Annotated in this window: 29 protein-coding genes; 16 read left to right on the forward strand and 13 right to left on the reverse strand. The window is 73.4% G+C overall.

Annotated elements, in window-relative coordinates:
* Positions 1 to 100 precede the first annotated feature (100 nt).
* Positions 101 to 424, forward strand: coding sequence for a MerR family transcriptional regulator (locus ABZ721_RS23410; RefSeq protein ID WP_358790625.1), 324 nt, complete (start codon positions 101 to 103; stop codon positions 422 to 424).
* Here ABZ721_RS23410 and ABZ721_RS23415 read toward each other — a convergent pair.
* From ABZ721_RS23415 to ABZ721_RS23435, 5 genes are all read right to left on the reverse strand, one after another.
* Positions 393 to 1373, reverse strand: coding sequence for a hypothetical protein (locus ABZ721_RS23415; protein ID WP_358790626.1), 981 nt, complete (start codon positions 1371 to 1373; stop codon positions 393 to 395). The two genes, ABZ721_RS23410 and ABZ721_RS23415, sit on opposite strands and share 32 nt — an antisense overlap.
* A gap of 12 nt (positions 1374 to 1385) precedes the next feature.
* Positions 1386 to 2627, reverse strand: a complete 1242-nt coding sequence (locus ABZ721_RS23420; RefSeq protein ID WP_358790627.1) for a DUF2306 domain-containing protein — start codon at positions 2625 to 2627, stop codon at positions 1386 to 1388.
* A gap of 93 nt (positions 2628 to 2720) precedes the next feature.
* On the reverse strand, positions 2721 to 3236 hold the full coding sequence (locus ABZ721_RS23425) for a helix-turn-helix transcriptional regulator (protein WP_358790628.1): 516 nt from the start codon (positions 3234 to 3236) through the stop codon (positions 2721 to 2723).
* 116 nt (positions 3237 to 3352) lie between these two features.
* Positions 3353 to 3526: a CsbD family protein gene (locus ABZ721_RS23430; RefSeq protein ID WP_358790629.1), complete on the reverse strand. Its 174-nt coding sequence runs from the start codon at positions 3524 to 3526 to the stop codon at positions 3353 to 3355.
* Positions 3527 to 3610: 84 nt separating this feature from the next.
* On the reverse strand, positions 3611 to 4171 hold the full coding sequence (locus ABZ721_RS23435) for a dihydrofolate reductase family protein (RefSeq protein ID WP_358790630.1): 561 nt from the start codon (positions 4169 to 4171) through the stop codon (positions 3611 to 3613).
* A 220-nt stretch (positions 4172 to 4391) separates the two neighbouring features.
* Between ABZ721_RS23435 and ABZ721_RS23440 the strand changes: the two genes are divergently transcribed.
* From ABZ721_RS23440 to ABZ721_RS23455, 4 genes are all read left to right on the forward strand, one after another.
* Entirely contained in the window at positions 4392 to 5225 is an 834-nt protein-coding gene (locus tag ABZ721_RS23440; protein WP_358790631.1) for an alpha/beta hydrolase, read from the forward strand.
* Positions 5226 to 5285: 60 nt separating this feature from the next.
* Positions 5286 to 6185, forward strand: a complete 900-nt coding sequence (locus ABZ721_RS23445; protein ID WP_358790632.1) for a bifunctional helix-turn-helix transcriptional regulator/GNAT family N-acetyltransferase — start codon at positions 5286 to 5288, stop codon at positions 6183 to 6185.
* A gap of 48 nt (positions 6186 to 6233) precedes the next feature.
* The gene (locus tag ABZ721_RS23450; protein ID WP_358790633.1) at positions 6234 to 7265 is read left to right on the forward strand and encodes an endonuclease/exonuclease/phosphatase family protein; all 1032 of its coding nucleotides are present in this window, start codon (positions 6234 to 6236) and stop codon (positions 7263 to 7265) included.
* Between the two features lie 122 nt (positions 7266 to 7387).
* Entirely contained in the window at positions 7388 to 8926 is a 1539-nt protein-coding gene (locus tag ABZ721_RS23455) for a HEAT repeat domain-containing protein (RefSeq protein ID WP_358790634.1), read from the forward strand.
* Positions 8927 to 8936: 10 nt separating this feature from the next.
* On the opposite strand, the gene ABZ721_RS23460 is transcribed toward ABZ721_RS23455, so the two are convergent.
* Positions 8937 to 9770, reverse strand: a complete 834-nt coding sequence (locus ABZ721_RS23460; RefSeq protein ID WP_358790635.1) for an aldo/keto reductase — start codon at positions 9768 to 9770, stop codon at positions 8937 to 8939.
* Positions 9771 to 9978: 208 nt separating this feature from the next.
* On the opposite strand from ABZ721_RS23460, the gene ABZ721_RS23465 reads away from it, so the two are divergent.
* Positions 9979 to 10398, forward strand: a complete 420-nt coding sequence (locus ABZ721_RS23465) for a PPOX class F420-dependent oxidoreductase (RefSeq protein WP_358790636.1) — start codon at positions 9979 to 9981, stop codon at positions 10396 to 10398.
* 27 nt (positions 10399 to 10425) lie between these two features.
* Here the strand turns inward: ABZ721_RS23465 and ABZ721_RS23470 are convergent, their stop codons facing one another.
* Positions 10426 to 11175 carry an alpha/beta family hydrolase gene (locus ABZ721_RS23470; protein ID WP_358790637.1) on the reverse strand — a complete coding sequence of 250 codons (750 nt, stop codon included), beginning with the start codon at positions 11173 to 11175 and terminating at the stop codon, positions 10426 to 10428.
* Between the two features lie 565 nt (positions 11176 to 11740).
* Between ABZ721_RS23470 and ABZ721_RS23475 the strand changes: the two genes are divergently transcribed.
* Genes ABZ721_RS23475 through ABZ721_RS23485 form a run of 3 tightly spaced genes read left to right on the forward strand, consistent with a single transcriptional unit; the run spans position 11741 to position 13691 of the window.
* Positions 11741 to 11962: a hypothetical protein gene (locus tag ABZ721_RS23475; RefSeq protein ID WP_358790638.1), complete on the forward strand. Its 222-nt coding sequence runs from the start codon at positions 11741 to 11743 to the stop codon at positions 11960 to 11962.
* Entirely contained in the window at positions 11959 to 12867 is a 909-nt protein-coding gene (locus ABZ721_RS23480) for an XRE family transcriptional regulator (protein ID WP_358790639.1), read from the forward strand. Before ABZ721_RS23475 ends, ABZ721_RS23480 begins: the two co-directional genes overlap by 4 nt.
* Positions 12864 to 13691, forward strand: coding sequence for a hypothetical protein (locus ABZ721_RS23485; protein WP_358790640.1), 828 nt, complete (start codon positions 12864 to 12866; stop codon positions 13689 to 13691). The genes ABZ721_RS23480 and ABZ721_RS23485 overlap by 4 nt, the downstream gene beginning before the upstream one ends.
* Before the next feature lie 8 nt (positions 13692 to 13699).
* Here ABZ721_RS23485 and ABZ721_RS23490 read toward each other — a convergent pair whose 3' ends face one another.
* The 4 genes from ABZ721_RS23490 to ABZ721_RS23505 form a co-directional block, all read right to left on the reverse strand.
* A complete protein-coding gene (locus ABZ721_RS23490) occupies positions 13700 to 15373 on the reverse strand; it encodes a PHP domain-containing protein (protein ID WP_358790641.1) in 1674 nt (557 codons plus the stop codon).
* Between the two features lie 116 nt (positions 15374 to 15489).
* The gene (locus tag ABZ721_RS23495; RefSeq protein ID WP_358790642.1) at positions 15490 to 17391 is read right to left on the reverse strand and encodes a LamG-like jellyroll fold domain-containing protein; all 1902 of its coding nucleotides are present in this window, start codon (positions 17389 to 17391) and stop codon (positions 15490 to 15492) included.
* A gap of 177 nt (positions 17392 to 17568) precedes the next feature.
* On the reverse strand, positions 17569 to 17916 hold the full coding sequence (locus tag ABZ721_RS23500; protein ID WP_358790643.1) for a VOC family protein: 348 nt from the start codon (positions 17914 to 17916) through the stop codon (positions 17569 to 17571).
* Between the two features lie 109 nt (positions 17917 to 18025).
* Positions 18026 to 19045, reverse strand: a complete 1020-nt coding sequence (locus tag ABZ721_RS23505) for a saccharopine dehydrogenase NADP-binding domain-containing protein (protein WP_358790644.1) — start codon at positions 19043 to 19045, stop codon at positions 18026 to 18028.
* A gap of 148 nt (positions 19046 to 19193) precedes the next feature.
* Here ABZ721_RS23505 and ABZ721_RS23510 point away from each other — a divergent pair, with 148 nt between their 5' ends.
* The gene (locus ABZ721_RS23510) at positions 19194 to 20150 is read left to right on the forward strand and encodes a helix-turn-helix domain-containing protein (protein ID WP_358790645.1); all 957 of its coding nucleotides are present in this window, start codon (positions 19194 to 19196) and stop codon (positions 20148 to 20150) included.
* 104 nt (positions 20151 to 20254) lie between these two features.
* The gene (locus ABZ721_RS23515) at positions 20255 to 20869 is read left to right on the forward strand and encodes a restriction endonuclease (RefSeq protein WP_358790646.1); all 615 of its coding nucleotides are present in this window, start codon (positions 20255 to 20257) and stop codon (positions 20867 to 20869) included.
* Between the two features lie 45 nt (positions 20870 to 20914).
* Here the strand turns inward: ABZ721_RS23515 and ABZ721_RS23520 are convergent, their stop codons facing one another.
* Entirely contained in the window at positions 20915 to 21235 is a 321-nt protein-coding gene (locus ABZ721_RS23520; protein ID WP_358790647.1) for an SCO5918 family protein, read from the reverse strand.
* Positions 21236 to 21518: 283 nt separating this feature from the next.
* Between ABZ721_RS23520 and ABZ721_RS23525 the strand changes: the two genes are divergently transcribed.
* The 4 genes from ABZ721_RS23525 (at position 21519) to ABZ721_RS23540 (ending at position 24938) form a co-directional block, all read left to right on the forward strand.
* The gene (locus ABZ721_RS23525; protein ID WP_034275260.1) at positions 21519 to 21722 is read left to right on the forward strand and encodes a cold-shock protein; all 204 of its coding nucleotides are present in this window, start codon (positions 21519 to 21521) and stop codon (positions 21720 to 21722) included.
* A gap of 381 nt (positions 21723 to 22103) precedes the next feature.
* The gene (locus tag ABZ721_RS23530; RefSeq protein WP_358790648.1) at positions 22104 to 23666 is read left to right on the forward strand and encodes a DEAD/DEAH box helicase; all 1563 of its coding nucleotides are present in this window, start codon (positions 22104 to 22106) and stop codon (positions 23664 to 23666) included.
* A 148-nt stretch (positions 23667 to 23814) separates the two neighbouring features.
* Positions 23815 to 24117, forward strand: a complete 303-nt coding sequence (locus ABZ721_RS23535; RefSeq protein WP_358790649.1) for a hypothetical protein — start codon at positions 23815 to 23817, stop codon at positions 24115 to 24117.
* 140 nt (positions 24118 to 24257) lie between these two features.
* Entirely contained in the window at positions 24258 to 24938 is a 681-nt protein-coding gene (locus tag ABZ721_RS23540) for a HEAT repeat domain-containing protein (RefSeq protein WP_358790650.1), read from the forward strand.
* A 37-nt stretch (positions 24939 to 24975) separates the two neighbouring features.
* Here the strand turns inward: ABZ721_RS23540 and ABZ721_RS23545 are convergent, their stop codons facing one another.
* Positions 24976 to 25761 (reverse strand): response regulator transcription factor, encoded by a 786-nt coding sequence (locus tag ABZ721_RS23545; RefSeq protein WP_358790651.1) that lies wholly within the window; start codon positions 25759 to 25761, stop codon positions 24976 to 24978.
* A gap of 184 nt (positions 25762 to 25945) precedes the next feature.
* On the opposite strand from ABZ721_RS23545, the gene ABZ721_RS23550 reads away from it, so the two are divergent.
* Positions 25946 to 26539, forward strand: a complete 594-nt coding sequence (locus ABZ721_RS23550) for a PASTA domain-containing protein (RefSeq protein ID WP_358790652.1) — start codon at positions 25946 to 25948, stop codon at positions 26537 to 26539.
* Positions 26540 to 26672 lie beyond the last annotated feature (133 nt).

Consider the following 26672-nt stretch of genomic DNA (forward strand, 5'->3'; position numbering starts at 1 on the left):
GTTGAACCGCCCTTTGGGGCCCCGGAAGCCGAGACGGCTCCCGGGGCCCCTCCATGCGTTTCCTTGGAGGCCGTATGACCGTCAGACACGAAGAGGCGTGATGAGTGAGCAGACCCCCGCGACCCCTGCGGACCGGTTCGACGACGAGGACTACCCCGCTTACACCATGGGCCGGGCCGCCGAGATGATCGGCACCAATGCCGCGTTCCTGCGCGCGATCGGTGAGGCGCGGTTGATCACCCCGCTGCGCTCCGAGGGCGGCCACCGCCGCTACTCCCGCTACCAGTTGCGCATCGCCGCCCGCGCCCGCGAGCTCGTCGACCAGGGCACCACGATCGAGACGGCGTGCCGCATCGTGGCGCTGGAGGACCAGCTCGAAGAGGCGCTCGCGCTCAACGAGGAACTGCGCCGACGCTCCCCCTGAGCCCTGCCGCCGCGAGTGCGGCGGGGCCGCGGGACAGCAGCCGGGCTCCGGTCGCGCCCGTCACCAGCAGGCCGACGATCATGACGGTCAGGGAGAGGCCGGGGCCGGACGTCCAGTCGACGTCCGACGCGTGGGCGCCCAGGACGACCGCCGCGGCGAGGGCGATGCCGGGGACGGCGAGGAGTGCGGGCCGGAGCCGGTGCAGGTCGTCCTCGGCCAGCGCGCCGAGGACGCCGACGCCGAGCGCGAGGGCCCAGACGCCGAGGGCCTGCGCGTCCGACCGGTTGACCGTCCACGGGACGAAGTCGGCCCAGAAGCGCGGCCTGGCGACCAGGCCCGCCCCGATCCCCAGCCAGGACGAGCCGAGGACCGCCAGCAGCGGCTTCGACCAGCCCGGCAGCGGCGCGATCCGCGCCGCGAGCGGCCGGGCCGGCTTCGTGTACTGCCATCCGACGCAGATGACCGCGGCGGTGGCGAGGACGCCGAGGACGGCGATCCAGCCGAGGCTGAACAGGACGAGGACCACCGAGCCGCCCTCGGCCACCTGCAGGTTGCCGCCGTTGCCCAGGCTCACGGCGAGCAGCCCGACGAGCACGACGGCCAGCGGGAGGGCGAGCGTGCGGACCTCCTCCCAGACGCGGGCCCGGCCGATCACCAGCAGTCCGGGCGAGACGCCGAGCATCGCCGCGCCGATCAGTCCGGGGGTCAGCGCCTCGGGTGACCTCCAGGCCCCGAAGACGTGGCCGGCGACGCTCACCGCGGCCATGAGCGCGCCGACCAGGAGGCTGACGATTGCCACGGCGACGGCCAGCATCGGAACGGCCGGCGTGAGCGCCCGTCCGCCGGCGTCCTGCGCCGGTGCGACGGCGGGCTCGGCGGGTGCGACGCCGACTTCCGCGGGTGCGACGGTGGGCTCCGCGGGTGCGGACGGGTCCATGGCCTCGGGCATCTGCGCTCCGTCTCAGATCGTCTCTCGGGCACTGCGCACGGCGTGCGGTGCGGTGTGCGGGGTGACCGACGCGGTCGGCGCGGCCGGCGCCGGGATCCGGTGCGCGCTGGGCGCGGTGGCCGGACCCTGCCGCTTGACCAGCTCGCGGCCGTACATCACGCGCAGGCTGACCACGACGGTCGCCGCGAAGGCCAGCACGCCGCAGCCGATGCCGACGCCCGCCGACAGGGCGGTCAGGCTGTCGAGGCCGAGGTAGCGCTCCAGGGGCAGCGCCGCGGCGACGGAGAACGCGGGGGCCAGGCACAGGCCGGCCCAGTGCAGCCGCCACTCCTCGCGCGCCCAGCTCCGGCCGCCGCGTCCCGCCGTGCGCTGGCGCGCGAACATCACGGCGTACGCCGCGCAGTACGGCACCAGGTACGCCGCCAGGAGGCGGTGCCCGTTCGCGCCCCAGCCCAGATAGGACCGGACGATCCAGGCCATGCCCGCCGCGCCGGCCAGGTGTGCCGCCACCAGCACCGGCGTCGGCACCCAGGTCCCGCGGACCCCGGTCACGGACCTGCGCCGGTCCATCGCGCGGGAGGCGACCAGCGCGCCGAACACCACGACGGAGCCGAGGTGCATGATCGCCACCCGGTTGATCTCCTCCATGGACAGACCCGGGAAGAGCCGGGGGAGCGCTCCCCACTCCAGGCGCAGCAGCGGCGCGGTCAGGAGGTAGCCGTAGCACAGCAGCATCCACCGCTGGTGCAGGTCGGGGAACCCGCCGACGGCGGCGAAGATCCCGAACGTCACGCTCATCACCGTGCCGATCAGGATGGTGGTGAGGTCGATCCAGAACGCGGCCCCGCTGAACGCGTCGGCCGGTGCCGTACGGACCAGGTAGATCGCCGCGCCCGTCATCGAGACGTACACCGTCACCGCGAACACCACGCCGGTGGCGCGGTGCAGCCGGGTGCGCCGCCGGACGGCCGTGAGGAACTGGACCGGCCCGAGCAGCATCAGCGCGCCGCCCAGGACGGAGTGGATGATCATCGGCAGCAGGGCGCGGCCGTAGGGCCCGACCCTGGTCGCGACCGCGTCGGCGGCGTAGCGCCCGGACACGGCGCGGGCCAGCACCCACTCACCGAGCGCCGGGGCACCCGGGTGCGCGTACGGCCACAGCCCGGTCATGGCGATCGGCGCGTAGCCCACGCAGACGACCACGAGGGTGATCGTGGCCACCCGGGACCAGGGGATGCTCCTCGGACGCTGCACGGCGGCTCCCTCGACGATCGCGACCCTCGATAGTCCTTTCTGGACTATCGGCAAGGTAGGGGTGATCCGCCGCCGGGGTCAACCTCCCCGTCGTCACGATCGGCGCTGATCCACCCACTGCCAGAAGTCGACCATCATGCGCTCGTAGCGCAGCCCGAACTCCAGGGCCTCGCGCTGCCCGCGCGTGAGCAAGTCGCCGACGCTCTCCTGGAGTTCCTCGTACTCCGCGAGGGTGCGGTGGTGCTCGGTGATCTGTACCGGGGCGATGACACCCGGTTCGGCGCCGAACCACAGTTTGAGAATGGCGCGTTCGCGTGCCTCGACCGGCACGAAGGCCGGGTCGGCGAGCCACTCCGCGAGCGCGGCCTTGCCGGCCTCCGTCACCTTCATCGCCCGGCGGTTGCGCGCGTTGGTGTCCCGCACCTCCGACAGCAGGCCCGCCGCCAGCAGGCGGTCGCACTGCGCGTAGACCTGCGCGTGGGGCATCGACCAGAACGGGGCCACGGTGCGAGCCGCCTCGACCTTCACGTCGTACGGGCTGGCCTCGCCCAGCTGGTCGATGATGCCGAGCACCAGGAACGAAGGGGGAGTCAACCGCACATCAGCCATGTCCCGACCGTATCGCGGCAGTCGGCGGGCCCGGCACGCCCGCGGCCGGGCCGGGACGGCAACGCGCGGGGCCGCAGCCGTGAACGGCTGCGGCCCCGGGACGTGCGGCGCTGCGCTCAGTGCTTGAAGGCGTCCTTGATGTGCTCGCCGGCCTGCTTGGCGTCGCTCTTGGCCTGCTCGGCCCTGCCCTCGGCCTCGAGACGCTCGTTGCCGACAGCCTTGCCCGCGGCTTCCTTGATCTTGCCCTTGGCCTTGTCCGCGGTGTTGGCGGCCTTGTCGTCGGTGCCCATGTTTCCTCCAAGGTAACTGCGGTCGTTGCACTCACCCGCCTACCCCGGCCGTCCGCGTCGATGCCCACCGCATCGCACTCCCCTTCAGGCGGGGGCGTAGCGCTGCAGGGTGATCCCGCCGCGGAAGGCCCTCGACTCCAGGAGCCTCAGCCGGGGGGCCTCGTAACCCTCGGGGAACAGCCGGCGGCCGCGGCCCTGGACCGTCGGGTAGACGAAGAGCCGGTACTCGTCGACGAGGCCCGCCCCGATCAGCGCGTGCGCGAGGCTGATGCTGCCGGTGAGCACGATGTCCTTGCCCTCCTGCGCCTTGAGCGCGGCCACCTCCTTGACCGCGTCGCCCGCCAGTACGGTGGAGTTCTCCCACCGCGGATCGGTGAGCGAGGCGGACACGACGTACTTCCGCACCCGGTCGAGGTAGGCGGAGATGCCGGTGGTGTCGGCGGTCAGCCCCGGCCAGTAGCGGCGGAAATCCTCGAAGGTCCGCCGGCCCAGGAGCAGGGCGTCGGCCCGGCTGTCCTGCCGGTGGCTCTCCTCCAGGACGTCGGTCATGTCCAGCCGGCCCTGCCCCTGGGGGTCGAACCAATCGGTGAGCATCTCGATCGAGCCGTCGACGGTGATGTTCTGAGTGATCGCGAGTGTGCGCATGTCGCCTCTCCTGCGAGTGTCGTCGTTCCCCTCTCAGGACTGCTGCGGCGGCCGGAACTCATCGGTGGGCGCTCCGCCGGCCGTCCTGCGCGGTCGAGGAACCGGGTCGAGGAATCGGGGTCCAGGAGTCGGTCGAGCGATGAGTTCGCCGTCGCGGCGGAGTCTCCCTTTCAGCACCTGCACGCGATGGCCCCGTGCACCGTCCACCAGGAGGACCCGCATGAACCCGACGTCACCCGCTCCCGCCACCACCTCGACCCTCCGGGTCCCGGACGCCCGTCTGCACTACGAGGTGCGGGGGTACGGCCCGCTGGTGCTGCTGGTCGGCGCGCCGATGGACGCCGCGGCGTTCGCCCCGCTCGCGGACCGGCTCGCGACCGACCACACGGTGCTGACCACCGACCCGCGGGGCATCAACCGCAGCCCGGTCGACGACCCCGGCGAGGACGCGACCGTGGAGCTGCGGGCGGACGACCTCGCCCGGCTCCTGCTCCACCTCGACGCGGGACCGGCCGCGGTCCTCGGCTCCAGCGGCGGGGCGGTCAGCGCGCTCGCGCTCGTCCAGGCCCGCCCCGATCTCGTCAGCACCGTCATCGCCCACGAGCCGCCGCTGAACGAGCTGCTCGACGACCGGGAGGAGATCCGGGCGCGGACCGAGGACATGATCGCCACCTACCGGTCCGGTGACGTGACCGGTGCGTGGCGCACGTTCATGTCGCTGGCCGGCATCGAGCTGCCCGACGGCATGTTCGAGCAGATGTTCGGCGGTGACTGGGAGCCGCAGCGGATCGCGGACGACCACTTCCAGTTCCTGCACATGCTGCGCCCGACCACCCGGTGGCGCCCGGACATCGCCGTGCTGCGTTCGGCGCCGGCGCGGGTCCTCGTCGGCCTGGGCAAGGAGTCGGGCGGCCAGTTGTGCGAGCGCACCTCGCTCGCGCTGGCCTCGGCGCTCGGCGTCGAGCCGACGATGTTCCCCGGCGGCCACGTCGGGTTCGCGGAGGATCCCGACGCGTTCGAGATCCGGCTGCGCGAGGTGCTGAACGGCGGCTGAGCTGCTCGCCGGGTCCGTGAGAGCTTGCTTCCGCGCGATATACCTGACTAAAGTCAGAGAATGGATGAGGAACAGATCCGGGACGTGCGGCGGTTCAACCGCACCGTCACCGAGCGCGTAGGCGTGCTGCACGACCGCTATTTGGGACGCGACCGGCCCATCGGCGAGGCGCGGCTGCTCTGGGAGATCGGCGAGCAGGGACAGGACGTCCGCAGGCTGCGGGAACGCCTCGGGCTCGACTCAGGTTACGTCAGCCGGCTGCTGCGCTCGCTGGAGGCGGACGGCCTGGTCAGCGTGGAGCCGCAGGCCGACGACAGGCGGGTGCGGACCGTGCGGCCCACCGAGGCGGGCCGCACGGAACGCGCGCTGCTCGACTCCCGCAGCGACGAACTGGCCGGCTCGCTGCTCCAGCCCCTCAACACCGCGCAGCGGGCCCGGCTGGTCGCCGCCATGGCCGAGGTCGACCGGTTGCTGACCGCCGCGACCGTCACGGTGACCGTCGTCGACCCGGACCACCCCGACGCCCAATTCTGCCTGCGCTCCTTCTTCGCCGAACTGGAGGAACGCCTCGCCACGGGCTTCGACCCGGCGCGCAGCCTGCTGCCCGATCCGAGCGAACTCCAGCCGCCGCGCGGCCTGTTCCTGGTCGCCCGGCTGCACGGCGAGCCCGTCGGCTGCGCGGGCCTGAAGCTGCCGTCCGACGCCCCCGCCGAGATCAAGCGCATGTGGGTGGCCCCCAAGGCCCGCAGACTCGGCCTCGGCCGCCGGTTCCTGACCGAACTGGAGGCGCGGGCCGTCGAGCACGGCCGCGACGTTCTGCGCCTGGACACCAACAAGGTGCTCAGCGCCGCGATCAGCCTCTACCACTCCTGCGGTTTCGAGGAGATCCCCGCCTTCAACACGGAGCCCTACGCGGACCACTGGTTCGAGAAGCGGATCACCGCGGCCCGACCGGAGTGACGGTAGGGTCGCCGGACGGGGAGCGGACGTCTTCGCCGGGGGCGGGACATGGTGGAGCGGGCCGACGACATGGTGGTGCCCGAATCCGTGCTGCCCGTGCGGTGGCTGCGACGCCCCGGGCGGTGGCGATGGGGCAAGGACGCCCAGGGGCGGTCGACATGGGCCCGGGGACGGGTCCTGGCGGCAGTCGCCGTCTCGACGGCCGGCCTGCTGGCCTTCCACTCCGCCGTCCCCGACTCCGTCGGCCACCCGGGCAGCCTGGTGGAGGCCTTCCTGCCCTGGCTCGGCCTGGCCGTCCCGGTCATCCTCCTGCTCGCCCTGCTGCGCCGCTCGGCCACCGCACTGGCGGTCCTCCTGCTGCCGACCGCGGTCTGGACGCAGCTGTTCGGCGGGGTGCTCCTGCCCCGCGATCCCGGTGCGCCCGACCTGACGGTGCTGCAGCACAACGTGAGTGATGAGAACGCCGATCCCGCCGGCACCGCGCGAGCGCTGGTGGACGCCGGGCCGCAACTCATCGCCCTGGAGGAGCTGACGCCCTCCGCGCTGCCGCGCTTCGAGGCGGCACTGGCGGGCGCCTACGCGTACCACGCGGTGCGGGGCACCGTCGGACTCTGGTCCAAGTACCCGCTCACGGACGCCCGGCCGGTGGACATCAAGCCCCGGGGGATCACCGAGGAGTGGAGCCGGGGCCTGCGGGCGGGCGCACGGACGCCGTGGGGCGAGATCGCCGTCTACGTCGCCCACCTGCCATCGGTCCGGGTCCGTCCGACCGGCTTCGACTGCGCCTTCCGCAACGAGAGCGCCGGCCTGCTGGGCGCGGCCCTCGCCGCCGAGACGACGGACCGGGTGATCCTGCTGGGCGACCTCAACGCGACAGTGGACGACCGCGGACTCGCCCCGATCACCGCGCACCTGACCCTGCCACCGCGCGACCTGGCCTTCAGCTGGCCCGCGGCCTTCCCCGTCTCGCGCATCGACCAGATCCTGACCCGCTCGGCAGCCATCACCGCCATCCGCGCCCTCCCCGCCACGGCCAGCGACCACCTCCCCGTCACCGCCGGCATCACCTTCACCCCCTGACCCCCGGGCAGGCCCACCGGAGGCCGGTACAAAACCGCTGGTGAGGCCGTTATGGAGCCGGATAGGGTCGGGCTCGCCCACCGCGTCGCCGACTGCCGGCGCCCCGGCGCGAGGAGACTGCCATGACCGCCCCCACCGCAAGCACCCCGCGAACAACGGCGGTGCTGCTCCTGCTCGACCTGCCCCGGTACCTCTCCCGGCACGACGGCGCCGAACTGACCCGGGCGCTGAACGAACTGGCCGGGAGCCCCGAGCTGTCCACGACAGGGCCGCGCTGGTGGAGTGCCTTCGACGAACACGCGCGCCACGTCGGTCGGTTGCGGCTCGACGCCACCTCGCCCGAGGCGCCGCAGGGGCTGCATCCGGGATGGGAATGGGCTCTGGCGGTCTGCGCCGCCGACGGCCGGACCCGCCAACGGGCCCTCGCGGCTGAGGCCCTTCCGCTCGGGGAGCACCCCCTGCTCCCGCTGCTGGTGGTGCGCTGCTCGGACTGGGCGGAGCCGGTGCGGGCCACCGCCCGGGCGGCGCTGGTCCAGGTGCTGGCGCACTCCGGCCCCGCGGAGCTCGCCCGCGCGGCGGCGATGGCGTGGTCGTGCGAGGAACGACAGCGCGGCGAGGACGCCGTGCGCCTCGTCGCCGACCACCTCACCGAGGCACCACCCGAACTGTGGCAGCGACTGTTCACGGACCCCGACCACCGGATCCGGCGGCGCGCGCTGAGCGCGGCCATCGCCCTCGACCGCTGCGACACACCGCGGTTGCTGAGGCTCGCCACCCGGGACCCCGATGCCGTGGTGGCGCGCTCGGCGGCCGAACACCTCCTCGGGTCCCTCGTTCCGCCCGGAGCGGCTGCTCCGGTCACCCCCGGGGCCGAGGCGGTGCTCCGCCGCCTGCTGGCCTCACGGGCGTCGGCGGTGCGGGCCGTCACGGTCACCGTGCTGCGGCGGGCCCGGCGCCCCGACCTGGCGGAACCATTCACCGCGGACCGTTCCCGGCAGGTGCGGGAGATCGCGCGCTGGGTCCTGCGCAGCCACGGTCAGGACCCTGCGGCTGTCTGCCGGGCCCGCCTCGCCCGCCCGGGTGCCGAGATCACACCCGGTGCGATCGCCGGACTGGCGGAATGCGGCGACGCCGGTCCCGCCGACGCCGCCGATCTGTTGCGCCCGCACCTGACCCACCGGCGTCCGGCGGTCCGCGCCGCCGTTCTCCAGGCACTCGGCACGATGCGGCCCCCCGCGGTGACCACCGCGGAACTGCTGACCGTGATGGAGCGCGATCCGGCCTCCAGAGTCCTGCGGGCCGCGGGCCCCCTGGTGGAGGCGGCGGCAAGCAGCGTCCCGCGGCGGCGCCTGGAGGATCTGCTCGCGCCCGGGCGCCCGGCGCCGCTTCGGGCACAGGCGGCCCGGATCATCCGGGCCACCGGCACGTGGGAGCGGCTCGAGATCGACCTGCGGCTGCTCCACGACGCCGACCCGGAGCTGGCCGCCGCAGCCCGGTGCGACATCCAGGCGTGGGGCAGGTCGGCGTCGACCCGCTACGCCCGCCCCACGGACGGCCGGCGACAGGTGTTCCTCGCGCTCCTGCCCGCCGCCGCCACCGTCCTTGACGACTGGGACCTCAGGCCGATCCGGTCGCTGCTCGACCGGCCCGGGACCCGCTGAGGGCGGCGGGTCACAGCATGTCGAGGGGCTGCTTGCGGGTCGGGGGCGGGAAGGAGCGGTCGAGGGTGCGGAGGTCGTCGTCCGTCAGGTGCAGGTCGAGGGACGCGTGGTTCTCCTCGACGTGTGCGGTGGTGGAGGCCTTGGGGATGGCGATGACGTCGTCCCGGCGCAGCACCCATGCGAGTGCCACCTGGGCCGGCGACGCCCCGTGGGCGGCGGCGACGGTCCGCAGCGCCGGGTGGCCGAGCAGGCGGCCCTGTTCGACGGGGGAGTAGGCCATGACCGGGATGGAGTACTCCCGGCAGTAGGGGAGCAGGTCGAATTCCGGGCCGCGCCGGGAGAGGTTGTAGAGCACCTGGTCGGTCTGCGGCACAGCGCCGTCGGGCAGCTCGGCCAGGTCGTCGACGTCCAGGTTGCTCACTCCCCAGGCACCGACACTGCCCTTCGCGACCAGCGCTTCCAGGGCTTCGACGGTCTCGTCGAGCGGGACCCCGCCCCGCCAGTGCAGCAGGTACAGATCGATCCGGTCCGTCCCCAGCCGGCGCAGACTCGCATGGCAGGCGTCGGCCGTGCCCTGCCGGTCGGCATGGGACGGCAGCACCTTGCTGACGAGGAAGGCCTCGTCCCGGCGGCCGCGGACCGCCTCACCGACCAGTTCCTCCGCGGCGCCGCTGCCGTACATCTCCGCCGTGTCGATCAGCGTCAGCCCCAGGTCGAGGCCGCGCCGCAGCGCGGCGAGCTCCTCCGGGCGCCGGGCGGGGTCGTCCCCCATCCGCCAGGTGCCCTGCCCGAGGGCCGGCACCCGGATGCCGGAGGGAAACGCCACGGTCCGAGCCTGTGCCATCGTGTCCGCTCCTTGTCAGCCCCAGGACCCCGTGTCCTCGGGGCTGCCTTCATGATCGCAGCCGGAGCGGCGCCGTGCGTGGCGTGCGGTGGTCCGGGGCAGGCGGGGCAGGAGACCCGGCCGCGCGGCGTGTGTGCGGATGGCCGGGGCGGGCGATCAGGAGGATGATCGTCCGCGGCAACCAACAACGTGTGACGGAAGGTGTCCCATGTCGAAACCGCCGCTTCCCGACGACGCGATCGCGATGCTGTCGAAGGCCAATCCCGCCGTGATCACGACGCTGCGCTCGGACGGCCAGCCGGTGTCCACCGCCACCTGGTACCTGTGGGACGACGGCCGGGTGCTGGTCAACATGGACGAGGGGCGCAAGCGGCTGGAGCACGTGCGCAACGACCCGCGGGTGACGCTGACCGTGCTCGACGAGAGCAACTGGTACACGCACATCAGCATCATCGGCCGCATCGTCGACGTGCGCGAGGACAAGGAACTGGCCGACATCGACCGGTTGGCCCAGCAGTACCTCGGCAAGGACTACCCGACGCGCGACCGCCGCCGGTTCAGCGCGTGGATCGAGATCGACCGCTGGCACGGGTGGGGCAGCCTGAAGGACAACGGCCAGGTCGGCTGAGCGTCCCGGCCCACCCGGCCCGCCGGGTCAGCGGGCCGCCGGCGTGGCGTCCGGGGCGCCGGCGCCTTCCGCCGCACGGGCACGCAACTCGTCCAGGTCCACGCTGCCGGCCGCGGCCGACGCGTCCGGGGGCAGGGCCAGCGCCATCGCGATGCCGGGCGGCAGCGGTGTGCGGCCCAGCAGGCCGGTGACCGCGGCGGTGGCCAGGCGGTGCCAGGACGGGGCGCGGCGGAGCATCGCGTGGTCGCTGTCGCGGAGCGTGACGTGGCACGTGCGGGCGCCGGCCCGGCGGGCCTGGGCGGTGAGTTCCCGGGAGGCCCGGGGGCTCGTCGTCCGGTCCCGGGTGCCGTGGATCAGCACCACGTCGCGGTCGGCGAGCTGGGCGACCGGATCGCCCGCCGGGCACCACGGGGCGAGGCCGACCACGCCCGTGACCAGGGGATGGCCTGCCGCGCGCAGCGCTGCGCGGCCGCCCATGGAGTGGCCCAGGAGCACCACTGGTATGTCGCCGGCCTCCGCCTTGAGGGCGTCGAGGGCGCGGACGACGTCGTGGAGCGGGTCCTCGCGGGTGCCGTTCCAGCCGCGGTGGGTGTAGGCGGGGCTGCGGAGCAGCACCGGCCCGCCGTCCGTGTCGCGGGTGGCCCGGGCCAGGCTCCGGGCGAACGGGCGCATGCGCACGGCGGGCAGGTTGCGCAGGCCGCGCGGCGGCGGCCCGAGCCCCGTTTCGCGTCCTCCGTGCAGGATGAGTACCGCTGCCGACGGTGAAGCCTGTGCCACGTGGACCTCCTGGACCGGGGCGTGGGACCGTTCCCCCGCACTGACTGTTCGGAGCCGCTCGCCCTGCGGATGGGCGGAGCGGCCGGGCCGGTGCCCCTGACGGAACGATACGTCGGCCCGTCGACCACGGGGATCACGGAAGATCACGGAAGATCACGGGAAGTCACCGGAGGTCGCCGGGGAGCCGCTCCCGCCGACAGGGAAGCGGCGGGAGCGGTGTGCGGCCCCCCTTCACACTCAGCACGGGGGCGGCACGGCCTTCCGGAGGGAAGGTCCGGCGCCGACGGCGTCCGGTCTTCCATTGACGGCCGCCCGCGCCGCGGACGCGCGCAGATGGCGGAAGTCGGCCCGCGGGAGCGGGCAACGCGGCATCATTCCTCCCGCGTTGCCGGCGGGCGGGGTGCAGCGGCCCGCGCGGGCGCGGTCATTGTTCCATAATCCCATGATCACATGGCGGCGCGGGCGGCCTGCCCACCATGCTGGCGTCCCGGCTCCTCGACGGCGCGTCAGCACCGCCGCGAAGAGGCCTTCCGGATGCCCCGCTGTCGGAATGGGAAAGGTCTCGATGTCCAGTAAGCAGGTGTTGACCGTCATCGTCCTGGTGTCGGTCTTCTCGTGGAGCGCGGTCATGGCCGCGCTCGGGCAGCTGGCCGCGGTGGCCGCTTTAGTGCCCTCGCTCGGGTTGCTGGTGCAGCAGGTCGTCCACGCGTCCGTCTGCGGAAAGCCCGAGTCCACCGCCGCGGGACCCGGGTCCGGCGCGGGGGCGGACGAAGGTGCCGCCCGGTGAGCCCGCACGCGATCCCGCCCGAGCAGACCGAGGGTGAGCCGCCCGTGCGCCGCGGCCGGAAGCCGGAGGCGATCACCGAGCAGGCCGGCACCTCGCACCGCGCCTGGCTCGAACCGGTGCGCACCCGGCTGTTCACCAGCGGCCTGACGCTCGACGACCTGGTGGAGCGCTCCGGGTACTCCAAATCGCGGATCTCGGAGCTGCTGCGCGGCGCCGGACTGTATCCGCGCTGGGAGATCACCTACAGCGTGATCCGCGTGCTCGGCATACCGTCCCGGCCGATGCGGCGCCTGTGGGTCGCGGCGGCGCGCGAGGCGCAGAAGAAGGAGGACTGGATAGAGGGCTGCATCGCGGAGGTCCCGCCCGCGCGGCGGCCCGACGTCCGGCCGCTGGACCACCAGGGCTTCACCGCCACCCACCAGGCCCCCTACACCTCCTACGCCAAGGCGTTGCTGCTCACCGACGAGCGGGCCGCCTGCGTGGTGCTGGAGACCTTCGACGTCCTGTGGCTGTGCTGGGACGAGGCGCTGGGCAGCTCCAACGTGCAGCGGTTCGCCTGGCGGCTCCTGCGCTCGCGGGTCATGGCGCGCACCCCGCACGTCGACGGCCACCCCCTGCTGGCCGCCGCCGCCTTCGCCACCGTCGCCCAGGACCGGGCCGCGGACCCCGCGGACCGCTTCACCCAGATCGGCGAGTCGATGACGCTGTTCGACGCCGTCAGCCGGCTGCCGGACAACCAGATGGACGTGACGATCCTGCGCTACCTGTGCGGCATGGACACCACCGCCGCGGCCGAGGTGCTGGGCGTTCCGCTGGCCTCGGCGCGTTCCGACGACCGCCACGCCAAGCGCACGCTCACCGAGACCCTCAACCTCCACGACCGCCCGGGAGGCGCTTCCCAATGACGTCGATCGATCAACTCCTCGCCCGTGCGCTGCTGATGCGGGAGGCGGGCGTGCCGCGCGACGTCGTGACGTACGAGGACGTCTACGCGCCGGCCGGTGCGCACGACGTGCTGTCCTGGCCGTCGACGAGCCCGGGCGGTGCGAACCCCCCCGGGCGGGACGCGGCCTACGACCTGCGGACGCTCTGCGAGACGGTGGTGACGCAGACGGCCGTGACGTCGCTGAGCGACTTCGTCACCGAGCAGCTGCCCGACCCGCGCGGTGCGCGGGTACTGGGCTGCATCCTGCACCTGGCCGACTCCGAGGACGGCGCCCGCTTCTGGTGGCAGTACGCCGCCGGGGCCGGCGACGACGTGGCCTCGTACTGCCTGTACCTGCACCACCTCGCGCTGGGGGAGACCCACGCCGCCGCGTGGTGGGGACAGCAGACCCGCATCGACATCCAGCCCGCGCCGGAGTCGGTCAACCTGCCCGGGGACACCGACCCCGCCGAGAACCTGACCCTCGACTCCAGCACCCCGACCGTCCTGCGGGTGTTGGGCCGGCTGCTGAGTCCGGCGGACCGCTCCAGGACCGCGGTCGTGACCGCGGTGATGGAGTACGTTCCCGGCGCCGTCGCCGCCGGATACGCCGACCACCCCGACTTCGAGATCCCGCTGCCGGGACCGCACTTCGCCGACCGCATCGCGGTCATCCTGGCCGCGGCCCCTGGCGCCGGCATCTGCCAGCGGCAGAAGGCCCGCGCCCCCTTCCTGCGCCGCCGGGCCGACCACACGCGCGCCGACGGGGCACCGGACGACCCGGCACGCGGCGGACACCGGTGAGGAGGCGGTCAGCGCGCGACGTCCACGAAGACCGGGTTGGTGTAGAGCCAGGTGTCCAGCCACGGGTCGCCGTTGCCCGGCTCGTGGGTGACCGGCCCGTGCGGGTCGACGGCCGCGCCCAGCAGCCCGGGGCCGTTGCGCCGGCCGTCGCTGCCGCGCAGCCGCAGGTAGGACGACTCCTCGGCGCGGCCCAGCGGGACGCGCAGGGTGTAGCGGCCCGTGCGGCCCGACACGTCCGCGGTGTGCACGACGCGGGTGTCGGGTGCGCGCCACGCGTCGCGGTCGGCGACCGGGCCACGGACCGCGCCGCGGATCACGTCCAGGTGCGCCAGCCGCGGCACGTCGCCGCGCTGGTTGGGGCGTGAGGCGGTGGTCACGGTCACCGTGAGGACGATCCGCTCGCCCCGGCGCACCCGCAGCCGGCCGCCGAGGGTGACGCCGCGGCCCGTTCCGTGCTCCCGGTCGACCCGGACGTCGATGCCGTCGACGAGGTGGCCGTGGTCGACCCAGACGCGGCCGGCCCGCAGGCCCGCCATGACGTGCCCGTAGCCGTAGCGGGTGACGCCGACGTGCGTCCGGCTGAACTGGCCGGGCCAGAAGTCGCTGCCGGGCTGCGGCTCGTCGGTGTCCACCGGGTCCGGGAGGCGTCCGGTGTTGTCGAAGTTCTGGCCGGGCGCCCAGTCGCCGTTCTTCCACGTGTCGTACGCGACGCGGTGCACATCGGAGTTGGAGGTGACCGAGAAGAGCCTGCCCTCGGCGAGCATCGCGTCCCACAGGCCGCCCACCGTCGCGGTCGCCCAGTCGAAGCCGCCGTACGTCCGGTACGCCTCTTGCGGGTAGCCCGGCCAGGAGTGCTCGGACGGGGCGTTCTGGTACTCGCCGCGCCGGCCGGCCGGACCGCCCCAGCCCGGCAGCGCGGCGGCCTGGGCGCCCGGGGCGCCCTCCATCCCGATCATGATCCCGGGAGCGGCATCGCGCCAGGCGCGCATCTCGTGCGGGGAGTCGATGCCCAGCCGCAGCGGGTGGTTGGCGAGGACGAGGACGTCGTCGACGTAGCCGCTGCGGCGCTGCTGGTCGAGCCACTGGAGCGCCTTGACGGCGTGGGCCTCGTTGCGCGGGGTGTCGGGGTGGCCCGGCGCGCCGGCGGTGAAGCCGAGGAGTTTGCCGTCGTACGCCTCCTCGAAGCGCGTCAGCAGCTCGACCTCGTGGCGTCCGGGCGGGGAGAAGACGGTGCAGTGCTCGGCCCCGGGGACGTACCACTCCAGGCCCTGGAAGATCAGCGTGCGGCGGTTGTCGCGCCGGGCCTGGAGGATCTCGCGGTGCTCGGCCGCGGCCCCGCCGGCCCGGGCGTGCCCGAAGTTGCTGTGCTCGGTGAGCACCATCCAGTCCAGGCCGTACCGGGAGGCGGCCCGCGCCAGCTGGGAGAAGGTGTACTTCGCGTCGTGGCTGTAGACCGAGTGCACATGGTGGTCGCCGACGAGGTAGGCGAGGTCCGGGTCCTCGCCGTGGCCGGGGTGCGCCTCGGCCGGGGTGGGGGCGAGCAGGCCGGCTCCGGCGAAGGTCGCGCCGAACAGGCCGGCGCTGCGCAGGAGTCCGCGGCGCGACAGTCCCTGCGGGTCCAGCGACCCGACCGGTACGTCGGGGTCCGCCCAGGTGGGCAGGGGCTGGTTCGGTCGCGCCATGGGAGGTCTCCTCGAGAGGTGGTGCGGTCAGCGGTCGTGCGGGCGGCGGCGGTGCCGTCGGTGCCATCGGTTCGGGTGGGCCGTCCGGCAGCCGGACGGCCGGGTGTCGCGGACCGTCAGGCGTTCATGAAGTCGGCCACGCGCAGCGCGCGTTCGGTGATCCTGACGTCGCCGATCCAGCCGTGCATCAGCTGGTCGAGGGCGCCCGCGTACTCGTAGGCGCCGAGCATCCACGGCAGGCCGAGCGTGGCGAGGCCGTTGGTGCGGGTCGCGGGATTGCGGGCGACCCGGCAGCCGTCGACGTAGAGCGTGGTGTGCCATCCGTCGTTGACGACGGCGACGTGCCACCAGGTGTCCCGCTCCAGCTCGTGGCTCCAGTTGGTCACCAGGCCGTTCTGGCTGAGCGGCGCGGCCGCCCACTGCAGGCCCGGACCGTCGGACAGCGACAGGGTGGCGACGGACTCCTCCGGGTCGCCGGTGGTCTTCCCGGCGGCGCCGACGGTGCCGCGGCGGCTGAGGATCGACGCCCAGGCGTGCTGCCCGGCGCTCCAGTCGGCGGGGAGCTTGAGGAAGGCCTCGACGGTGTAGCCGGTGCGGAAGGTCTTGCCGTTGAGCGGGGCGTCCTTGGCGGTCTGCAGGTACCCGCCGTGCAGCGGGGGCTTGCCGCCGTCGAAGTACAGGCTGCCGTGGCCCGGCTGGTCGCGGTGGTGGCCGGTGGACCAGCGCAGCGCGTCCGCGGGGGAGCCCGCCACCGGCCCGCGCACCAGGTCGTTGCCGTGACCGGACAGGTCGGGCACTCGCAGGGCGGGGTCGGCCGCGGTGCCGTCGGCGTGCGCGCCGTCGAACCGCCAGTACGCGACGGTGCCGGGCAGCAGCATCTGCGCGGCGGGGCGGGGGCGGCGCGGGGCGACGGGGGCGAAGCCGGCGAAGCGCCGCTCGAAGTCGAGCGGCACGGAGAAGCTGTCCTGCGGGCCGGTCAGCTCGATCTCGCGGCGCTCCAGCTCGTTGAGGTCCCCGCCCGCGCGGCCGAGGATCCACGGGGAGACGGTCTCCACGTCGATGGTGTTCCTGGCGAGGTCGAAGCGGTAGAGGCGGATCATCGCGCTGCCGCCGTAGTAGCGGTTCTGGTAGTTGGTGATGTGCAGGTGCACGTCGTGGCCCGCCGCGTTCTTGCGCGTGGTGCGGGCGGCGGGCCAGTAGTGGCCGTTGAGGGTGAGGAAGATCTGGTCGTGGTCGGCGATCAGTTCGTCCCACAGGTGCTTGCCGTGGGCGGAGAGTTCGGCCTCGTCGCCGTCCCGGTCGGCGTGGACGAGTTCGTGCGTGGTGAGGATGACCGGTGACCTCGGGTGCTTCTCGATGACGCCCCGGGCCCAGGCGAGACCGGCGGCGGACGGCCGCCAGTCGAGGGCGAGGACCAGCCACTCGCGGCCCGCGGCGCGGAACAGGTGGTAGGTGTTGTAGCCGTCGGGCGTGGCGCCGCCGAAGGTGGGCAGCTTGCGCAGGCGCCGGGGGCCGAAGGTGTCCAGGTAGGGGGTCGGGCCGCGCTGGTCGTCGGTGGAGGAGTCGACGTCGTGGTTGCCCGCGAGCACGCTGTAGCCCACGCGCCGCCGGTCGAGCAGTTCGAAGGCCCGGCCCAGCGGCCCGAATTCCGCCGGGAGCCCGTGTTCGGTGAGATCGCCCAGGTGGGACAGGAAGGCGATGTTCTCGTCCCGGCCGTGCTCCAGGATGTAGCGCAGGGAGGCCTCGACGGGCGCGGCGTCGATGCTGGCGCCGTCGAACAGGTACTGGGTGTCCGGCATGACGACGAGCGTGAAGCGGGGGTCGTCGGGATCGGGACGGCGGGCCGCACCGGCGGCGGACGCCTCCCCCCGGGGCAGCGCGTGGGCGGCGGTGCCGGTGGCGAGCCCCCCGACCGCCGCGGCCGCGGCGGCCCCCGTGAGTCCGGTGGCACGCAGGAACGTGCGACGGCTGGCTCCGGCCGCGAGGGCGTCGCCGGGCTGGTGGAGGGGACTGCACATGGACGTCTCCGCGGGGCGCGTTTCGGGTGATCGCCGAGCACGCTAGGCGGCGAGCCGAGCCCGGCGGGGCCCGGGCGACGACCGCGTGGCGAAGAGTGGGTGAACGGGTCGGCGGCCGGGATCTCCCCCGGTCCCTGCCGCCGCCCGCCGCCCCCGGTGCGGGTCCCGCGCGCCGTCCTAGCGGTGGCCCAGCACGTTGACCACCCGGCCGTTGGGATCGCGGACGAAGAAGCGCCGCACCCCCCACTCCTCGTCCTGCAGCGGGTGCACGATCTCCGCCCCGCTGTCCCGCAGCGCCGCGTGGACCGCGTCCACGTCGTCCACCTCGACGCTGAGGTCGGGCAGGACCGGCGCGGTCCTGTCCTCGGCCATGAAACTGATCTGCGCCGTCGGCGTGGTCGGGGAGGCGAGCGTCATGATCCAGCCGTGGTTCATGACCTCCTCGAACCCCAGCAGGCCGTAGAAGTCCCGGCTCTCGGGCACGGCCTGGGACTGGACGTTGGGCACGACACGGCGAACGGCCATCGACAACTCCCGGTGAGAACGGACGCGTTTTCAGAAGTGTGCAGGACGGCTCTGACACACCCCCGCTGTCCGCGCCCGCGCCGCCGCTTTCACCGCCCCGCGTCCCCGCTCAGGAGAACTCCACGCTGAAGTGCTCGGAGCCCAGCGAGCGCAGGAAGTCCGCCGCGTCGGAGACCTGGCCGACGGTGAGCACCCCGGCGGGCGGGGCCGGGCTTTCCAGCAGGCGCCGCGCCGCCTCGACCACGATGGGGGCGGTGACGGCGTAGATGTCCTGCCCGCGGGCGACCGCGCGGCGCTCGGTGTCCCCGGCCCGGACGACGACCTCGACCAGGAACCGCTGCTCCGAGCGGGTCCCGGTGGGCGGCGTCGTGCGGGGGCCGCCCAGGTCCTCCAGAGGGGCGGTCGTCATGCGGCTGCTGATCTCGGCGACCTTCAGGTGGTGCGGGAGGGTGACGCTGTCGGCGGTGGTGAAGTCCTCCTGGACGCGCTGGGTGCCGAACGGCTCGGGGAACGTCCACTCGGAGACCGGGGCGGCGTCCGAGCGCAGTTCCAGCCGGCCCTGGCGGAAGACCAGGCGCTTGCTGTCGCGGCGGGCGTCCGAGACGTACCCGGTGTTCACGGTCCCGGCCGTGGGCAGCCAGCTGTCGAGGGCGTAGGCGACGGACACCTCGTCCGCGGCGGCCCAGTCGCCCATCGCGGCCGTGGCGAGGAGGTCGACGAGTCCGCCGTAGAAGGCCGCCGCGGGAACGACCGCGACCCCCGCCGCGGTGGCGGGCGCCGGGTACCGCTCGACCGTGGACTGGGCGACCTCCACCTCGGCGGCCACGTCCAGGTAGGGGATCCCGGCACGCAGGGCGGCGTCGATCACCGGCGCGGCGGTGGCGGCGAAGGGGCCGGCGGCGTTGATGACGGCGGTCGCGCCCGCCAGGGCGCGGTCCAGGGACGCCGGGTCGTCGATCGACGCCGGTCTGGTCTCCAGACCGGCGTGCGAGGCCGCGAGATCCGCCAGCTTGCCCGCGTCCCGCCCGGACAGGACGGGAGTCCAGCCACGGCGGAGCAGCTCGTCGACGACGAAGCGCCCGGTGTGCCCGTAGGCGCCGAAGACGGTGACCGTCGGCTGTGATGTCATGGCGAAACTCCTGGTCAGAGGGTGAGCAGCGGGTGATCTCGGGGTGGGCGGGGGAGCGGTTCGCACTCCGGTGGCCCGTTCCCATCCTCGGCTCCGCGCACCCCTCGGCGGCAGTGGCAAGAACGCCACATGATGCTAGGTTCGCGCCATGCAACCCCATCGCATCGTCGTACCGCTCACCGGAAACGTCCCGGTGTTCGAGGCCGCTGTCGCGTTCGAGGTGTTCGGTCGTGCCCGGCGGGACTTTCCCGTCCCCTGGTACGAGGTGAAGCTGTGCGCGATGGTGGACGACGGCCCGGTGCGCACGGCGGAGGGCCTGTCGTTCGACGGGGCCGGCCTCGCCGAGCTGGAGCGCGCCGACACCGTGATCGTCCCGGCCTGTGCCGACCTGCAGGGCGACCCGCCGCCGGAACTGCTCGACGCCCTGCGCGCGGCGCACGCGCGCGGGGCACGGATCGCGTCGATCTGCACCGGGGCGTTCACCCTGGCGGCCGCGGGGCTGCTGGACGGCCGCCGGGCCACCACGCACTGGATGCACGCCGCCGAACTGACCGCGCGCTGGCCGGCGGTGCTGATGGACCCGCACGTGCTCTACACGCAGGACGAGGGGATCTTCACCTCCGCGGGCGAGTGCGCGGGGCTCGACCTGTGCCTGCACCTCGTCCGCCTCGACCACGGCAGCCACGTGGCCAACACCCTCGCCCGCCGCATGGTCATCTCACCGCACCGCGAGGGCGGCCAGGCCCAGTACATCGACCGGCCCGTGCCGGCCAGCGGGGCGACGAGCCTGGCCCCGGTGCTGGAGTGGGCCCGCACGCAGCTGCACCGCCCGCTGACCATCGACGACCTGGCCGCCCGGGCGGCGATGAGCAAACGCAGCTTCCTGCGGCACTTCCGTGCCGGCACCGGCACCACCCCGCTGCAGTGGCTCGTGCACGAGCGCGTCGCGCGGGCGCGCGACCTGCTGGAGACGACGAACGACACAGTCGACCGCGTCGCGGAACGCTGCGGGTTCGGGTCGGCGCAGAGTCTGCGCGTGCACTTCGCGCGGATCAACCGCACCACTCCCTACCGGTACCGGCAGGCGTTCGATCCGGCGCGCTGACGGTGCGCCGGGGTCCGGCCGGGCGGCGTACGGGCGCCGAGGCGGTCTTGCCCGACCCCGCGCACGCCGGTCACACTCGGTGACGAAGCGGGAGGTGCGGACCCATGACGTTTCTGCTGGTGCTGGTCGCACTGATCGTGGTGGCGGGCGGCGCCGTCATCGTGGCGCGGGCGCGGGCCGGACGGGCGCAGGCCCGTGCCGAGCAGCTGCGCCTGGCGGAACAGGCGCGCCTCGACGCCCGGCGGACCATGGACGCGGTGCTGGCCATGAACGATCGGGAGTTCGAGGAGTACGTCGCGGACCTGTGCCGGCGTGACGGCTGCAGCGACGTGGTCCGCGTCGGCGGGTCGGGGGACCTGGGCGCCGACGTCATCGGCTACCTGCCCGACGGCCGCAAGGTCGTCATCCAGTGCAAGCGCTACGCCCCGCACCGGTCGGTGGGCAGCCGGGACATCCAGACGTTCAACGGCACCGCCCGGGCCGAGCACGGCGCGGACGTCCCGGTGTTCGTCGCGACCTGCCCGTTCACCGGGCCCGGCCGGGACTTCGCCGCCAAGCACGCCCTGGTCCTCATCGACCTGGACCTGCTGGGCTTCTGGAACACCGGCACGGCGCTCGCATCGTTCGTCACCCTGGACATCGCCCGCGCCGGCACCCACAAGCGCCCCGGAACGGTGAGCGGACGCACGTCACCGCCGCGGCCCGGCGCGGACGCCTGACGCGGCCGCGCTCCCGACCCGGCGGTGCTCCGGGCGGCCCAGGTGTCAGCTGTAGGCGTGGTGGCTGCCCGGCATCGCGTCCTCGGGCGCGTTCTCGCCCGGGGTCGCGGCGGGCGGGGCCGGGACGGCGACGGGCGCGGGACGGCAGGTGAAGCCGAGCCGGGTCATGGCCCGGGTGATCTGCTCGGCGGAGAAGTCGCGCCGGTCCTGCCGGGTGAGCACCTGGCCCACCTGCTTGACCGGGTAGGTGCGGCGGCTGATGATCACTGATTCGCCGGCGACCGGCTCGGGCTTGACGCCCTGCATCTTCTGCAGCACCTCGCTCTTCGTCAGGTCGAAGGGGAAGCCGGCGATGATGCAGCGCATAGTGCCTCAGTTAAGGGAGGGGGTGGTGGTATTCCCAGAGTCCCACATCAAGTCCCGTTCAGGAAGGACCGACTGGAGCGCGTGAACCCCACGCCGGGGCGGCGACTGTGCTATGTTGATCTCAGTTGCAGTTGTGGTACCCATGAACTTGTGTGCACTCGACGGGCTTGACCCGCGGGTGCATTTTTTGTTTAGCCGGTCATCTCCGGATGGGCTCATCGCGGCGACGCGGACTCCGCACAGTGCGGTTTTCGGTTCTGCCTTGTCTTAAAAGGAGACACACATGGCTACTGGCACCGTGAAGTGGTTCAACGCGGAAAAGGGCTTCGGCTTCATCGAGCAGGACGGCGGCGGCGCTGACGTCTTCGCCCACTACTCGAACATCGCCGCTCAGGGCTTCCGTGAGCTGCAGGAGGGCCAGAAGGTCTCCTTCGACGTCACGCAGGGCCAGAAGGGCCCGCAGGCCGAGAACATCGTTCCCGCCTGACGCTGACACGCGTCTTACGCACAGGGCCCGCTCCGCAAGGTCGCGGGCCCTGTCCGTCGCCCACACGCCCCACCGCTCCCCGCGCCTCGCGGGGCCGGGGCCGCTGCGGGCACCGGCTCCACCGCCGCACGGCAGGCGGCTCCGCGGTCCACGACCGCGCTGTGTTCACTGCCCAGGACCCACCCGATACGGTCCAGCTCCGGCCGCCATTTCTGGCAGTGCCGCTCGTGGCGAAGCGTGTTCGCGCGGTCTCTTCCGCGCCGCTTCGATCCCGCTCCGTTTCCGCTCGTTCTTCCGGTTCGTTCTTGCGATGCCTTCGTGCGGCGTGTTCGCCGCTGCGGCCTCCTGGGTGCGTGCCGTCCGTATCCAGGAAGGTTCTCCTTGAACCCCGTACGTTCCAGTCGTTCATATTCCGGCTCCACCTCCAGCAGCAGCCGCGGCAGCTCCTCGGGCTCGAGCAGCTACAGCCGTTCGGCCCCGAGCCGCTCCGGCGCGCCGAGCCGTTCCGGTGGCTACGGCGGGTCCGGCCGCTCCGGCGGCTACGCGGGCTCCGGCCGGCCCGGCGGCTCCAGCCGACGCCCGTCCGTGCAGGGCGAGTTCGCCCTGCCGGTGACGATCACCCCGGCCCTGCCCGCGGTGGAGACCTTCGCCGCCCTGGACATGCCGGCCGCCCTGCTGGCCACGCTGGCCCACGAGGGCATGGCGGTGCCGTTCCCCATCCAGGGCGCGACGCTGCCCAACGCCCTGGCCGGCCGCAACGTCCTGGGCCGCGGCCGCACCGGCTCCGGCAAGACCCTCGCGTTCGGCCTGGCGCTGCTCGCCAGGACCGCCGGACAGCGCGCCGAACCGCTGCAGCCGCTCGCCCTGGTGCTGGTTCCGACCCGTGAGCTCGCCCAGCAGGTCACCGACGCCCTGACGCCGTACGCCCGCTCGCTGCGGCTGCGGATGGCCACGGTCGTCGGCGGCATGTCCATCGGGCGGCAGATCCACCTGCTGCGCGGTGGCGCCGAAGTCGTCGTCGCCACGCCGGGCCGCCTCAAGGACCTCATCGACCGGGGCGCCTGCCGGCTGGACCAGGTCGGCATCACGGTGCTCGACGAGGCCGACCAGATGGCCGACATGGGCTTCATGCCGCAGGTCACCGCGCTGCTGGACCAGGTGCGCCCGGACGGGCAGCGGATGCTGTTCTCGGCCACCCTGGACCGCAACGTCGACCTGCTGGTGCGCAAGTACCTGCACGACCCGGTCGTCCACTCCGTCGACCCCTCGGCCGGCGCGGTCACCACGATGGAGCACCACGTGCTGCACGTCCACGGTGCCGACAAGAACGTCGTGGCCACGCAGATCGCCGCCCGCGACGGACGCGTCATCATGTTCCTCGACACCAAGCACGCCGTGGACAAGCTCACCGACCACCTGCTGAACAGCGGGGTGCGGGCCGCGGCCCTGCACGGCGGCAAGTCGCAGCCGCAGCGCACGCGCACCCTGGAGCAGTTCAAGACCGGGCACGTGACCGTGCTGGTCGCGACGAACGTCGCCGCCCGCGGCATCCACGTCGACAACCTCGACCTGGTCGTCAACATCGACCCGCCGAGCGACCACAAGGACTACCTGCACCGCGGCGGCCGCACCGCCCGCGCCGGCGAGTCCGGCAGCGTCGTCACGCTGGTCCTGCCCAACCAGCGCCGCGACATGATCCGCCTGATGCGCGACGCGGGCATCACCCCGCAGACCGCGCAGGTCCGTCCCGACGAGGCCGAGCTGACCCGGATCACCGGCGCGCAGGCCCCCAGCGGCGTGCCGGTCGTCATCGCCGCGCCCGTGGTGGAGCGCGCCAAGCGCAGCTCCTCCGCGACCCGCGGGCGGCGCAGCCGCTTCGCCCAGGCCCGCCGCTCGGCGCCGGGCGAGCGCCCCGCGCCGCGCACGACGAACGCCGCCGCGTAGCACCGCCGCCCGACGGCAGCCCGAGAGCCGTTCCACCCCCGACGCCGGGGGCGGAACGGCTCTCGGCGTCTTCCGGACAACCGGCAGGAGTAACGGACGGTGAGCGGGGCACACGAACCGTCACTGATATTGGCAAGAAGGTGGAGCGATGATGACTGATCCCGGTACTGCGACTCTGGTGGAGGAACTGCGCGAGCGGGCGGGCGCGTTCGTGAACTCGCACGTCGACCTGTGGGTCACCGTGGAGGACGACGCGACGCTGATCCTGGCAGGTCAGGACCCGGTGGCCCTGTTCCAGGCGGCGGCGGACTGGCTGGGCGAGGGACCGGCGTGCACCGTCGTCGACACCCGCTGGGACCGTCGGTCGACCGAGCCCGTCCACACGCTGAGCCTGTTCCTGCGCCCGCCGGGCGTGGAACTGACGCCGCAGCGTACGGCCGAACGGGTCTGAGGCGCCTTCGCGTCGGGCGCGTACTCGACGCGGACGGCGCGCAGCGCGCACAGCGCTGAGCCGAGCGGCGTCGATCGCTCCGGGTCGGCTGCGGACGGCAGGGAAGGCAAGGGCGCATGGGGACCGGTGGAGGCGGCGCAATGACGGACGAGCTGTTCGCCGGGGCGTTCGCCGAAGTCGCCGCGGCGGACGAGGACGCCGCCGCGCCCTGCCTGGTCGCCCTGCACGACCGCCCGACCCGGGAGGTCTTCGACCGGGCCGCGGACCTGCTGGTCCGCGAGGATCCGGTGGAGCGGGAACTGGGCGCGCGGATCCTGCGTGAACTGGGACGGGGCGACAGCGAGGGCTGCCGTCCCTTCACCGCGGAAACCGTCGAGATCGTCGAGGCCGAGATGGGCGACGAGCCCGACCCGTGGGTGCTCGGTTGGATGATCTCCGTGCTCGGATACCACCACGCCCGCCGGACTCTCGGCCGGGTGCTCGGCCATCACGCTCATCCCGCGCAGCCGGTCCGGTTCGCGGTCGCCGCCGCGCTGCCCGGCCTGGCCGATCCGGAGCGGACGGAGCCGGAGGTTCTCGACACGCTCCTGCGGCTGGCCGCGGACGACAGCGACGCGGTGCGCTGGTACGCCCTGTACGCGCTGTTCAACGAGACGGCCGGGGTCGCCTCGGGGCAGCGGGAGGCGTGGGCCGCGCGCCTGGCCGCGCGGGCCGGTGCGGACACCGGGCGGCGGGCACAGCTGTCGCACCTGGCCGAATGTCTGGACGACCCCGCCGCCGCCGCCCTGCGGGACCTCCTCGCGGGAGGGCTCGAGCGCTGAGGCGGCGACCTCGGAGCCGTGACGGCGCCGGTGGTGGTCAGTCCTCCTGCGGGACGGTCACTCCGTTGGGGAAGGCGCGGTGGACCGCGGCCATGCGGTTGGAGACGTCCAGGCGCCGGTAGGTGTTCTCCAGGTGCTTGCGCACGGTTCCCTCCGAGACGCCCAGTCGGCGGCCGATCTGGACGTTGGTGTGGCCCGCGGCGAGCAGGTGCAGCAGTTGCCACTGGCGGGGCGTCAGCTGGGGGGTGGGGTGCCGGCGCCGTTCGGTCTCCAGGTACGCCTCGTGCAGGTGGGGGCGGAGCAGGGTGAGCAGCGCGCGGTCGCGCTCGGAGAAGTCCTGGCCGGGACCGCGGAACAGGAACATCCGCAGGGTCCGGCCGCGGCCGTTGGTCCCCGGCGTTCCGGCGGGCATGCAGAGCATGATCTGGTGCTCTATCCCCGCCGGCCGGAAGTAGTCGGTGTACATGCCGGTGCTGTGCCACTGCCGGGCCGAGTAGAAGTCCGTGATCGTCACGACGCTGCGCAGGTCGCCGGTGCGGTCGGGGTGGCTGCAGGGGCGGCTGTCCCAGTAGTGCTGCCAGTGCGTCGCGTCGGCGGCCGCGTCCTTCGTGTCGTCACCACCGGGGCCGACCTGCGACAGCCACCACGCCTCCCGGTGGCTGTCGAAGCCCGTGAAGCTCAGTTCGTCGCAGCCGATCTGGCCCATCAGGTCACGGAGCAGGGACGGCGGCAACCCCCGTGCGGGCGCGTCGGCGCGGTCCTCGGTGACGATCCGCGCCAAGGTGCGCAGATCCAGGTCGCTGAGCGATGACGAACTCCCCACCGGGGCCCCCTTCGTCCGCAGGCGGGGCTCAGAATACCGGGCCGCTGCCGTCCCCGGCATACGCAGAGTCTCGTATGGCAGCGGGCCCGCCGGGCCGCCCAAGCTGCACGGGACCGACCGTGACGCGGGGCATCCGGGCCCGCACCCGCGCACCTCAGTACCGGGCCCGAGGGGGAAGGCGACCATGCGAGTCCGCAGCAAGATCCTCGGAGGAGTGCTCACCGCGCTGCTCGCCACCGTGCTGAGCGTGGCGGGAGCGGGAACCGGCGTCGCCGCCCCGGCCGCCGCCGCGCCGGTCGCGGCGGCCACCCCGGTGCTGTTCGACCTGGGCGGCGTCTACACCGACGGGGGATCCGCGCGGCCGGTGATCTCGAACGCCGGCGACGTCCTGACGGTGGACATGTCCTCCCAGCACCGTCCCACCGCCAGCGGTGTCGTCATCACCTTCGACACCATCCTGATCACCTTCCCGGACGACGCCACCTACAGCGCGAAGCTGCAGGCACCGAACATCATCCGGTGGTCCAACGGCTCGACGTGGCAGAAGCTCGACCTGGTCCGGGTGCCGAACGTGAACGAGGAGAAGGAGGACGCGGCCCGGTCGATCCTGATCTCCGCGGGCTTCACCATCGGCACCGTGACCCGGAAGGTCGACTTCTCGTGCCGGTACGACCGGCAGGTCTCGTCCCAGAGCCCGGACGGCGGTGCGTTCGCCGCCCCGGGGACGGCGGTGAACCTCCACATCGGACTGCTGGCACCCAGGGGGCAGTGCCGCTGAGACGTCGGCCGCGCCGACCCACCGGACCGGTGGGTCGTCGGGGTCGCCGTTGAGCACCCGCGGCGGCGGTGTACTTCAGCAGGATCCGCGAGGCCGCGTAGCGGCCGCGGACGGCGGGGTGGGCGAGGTCGAG

It is taken from the genome of Streptomyces sp. NPDC006733 (assembly GCF_040636125.1).
Classification (GTDB): domain Bacteria; phylum Actinomycetota; class Actinomycetes; order Streptomycetales; family Streptomycetaceae; genus Actinacidiphila.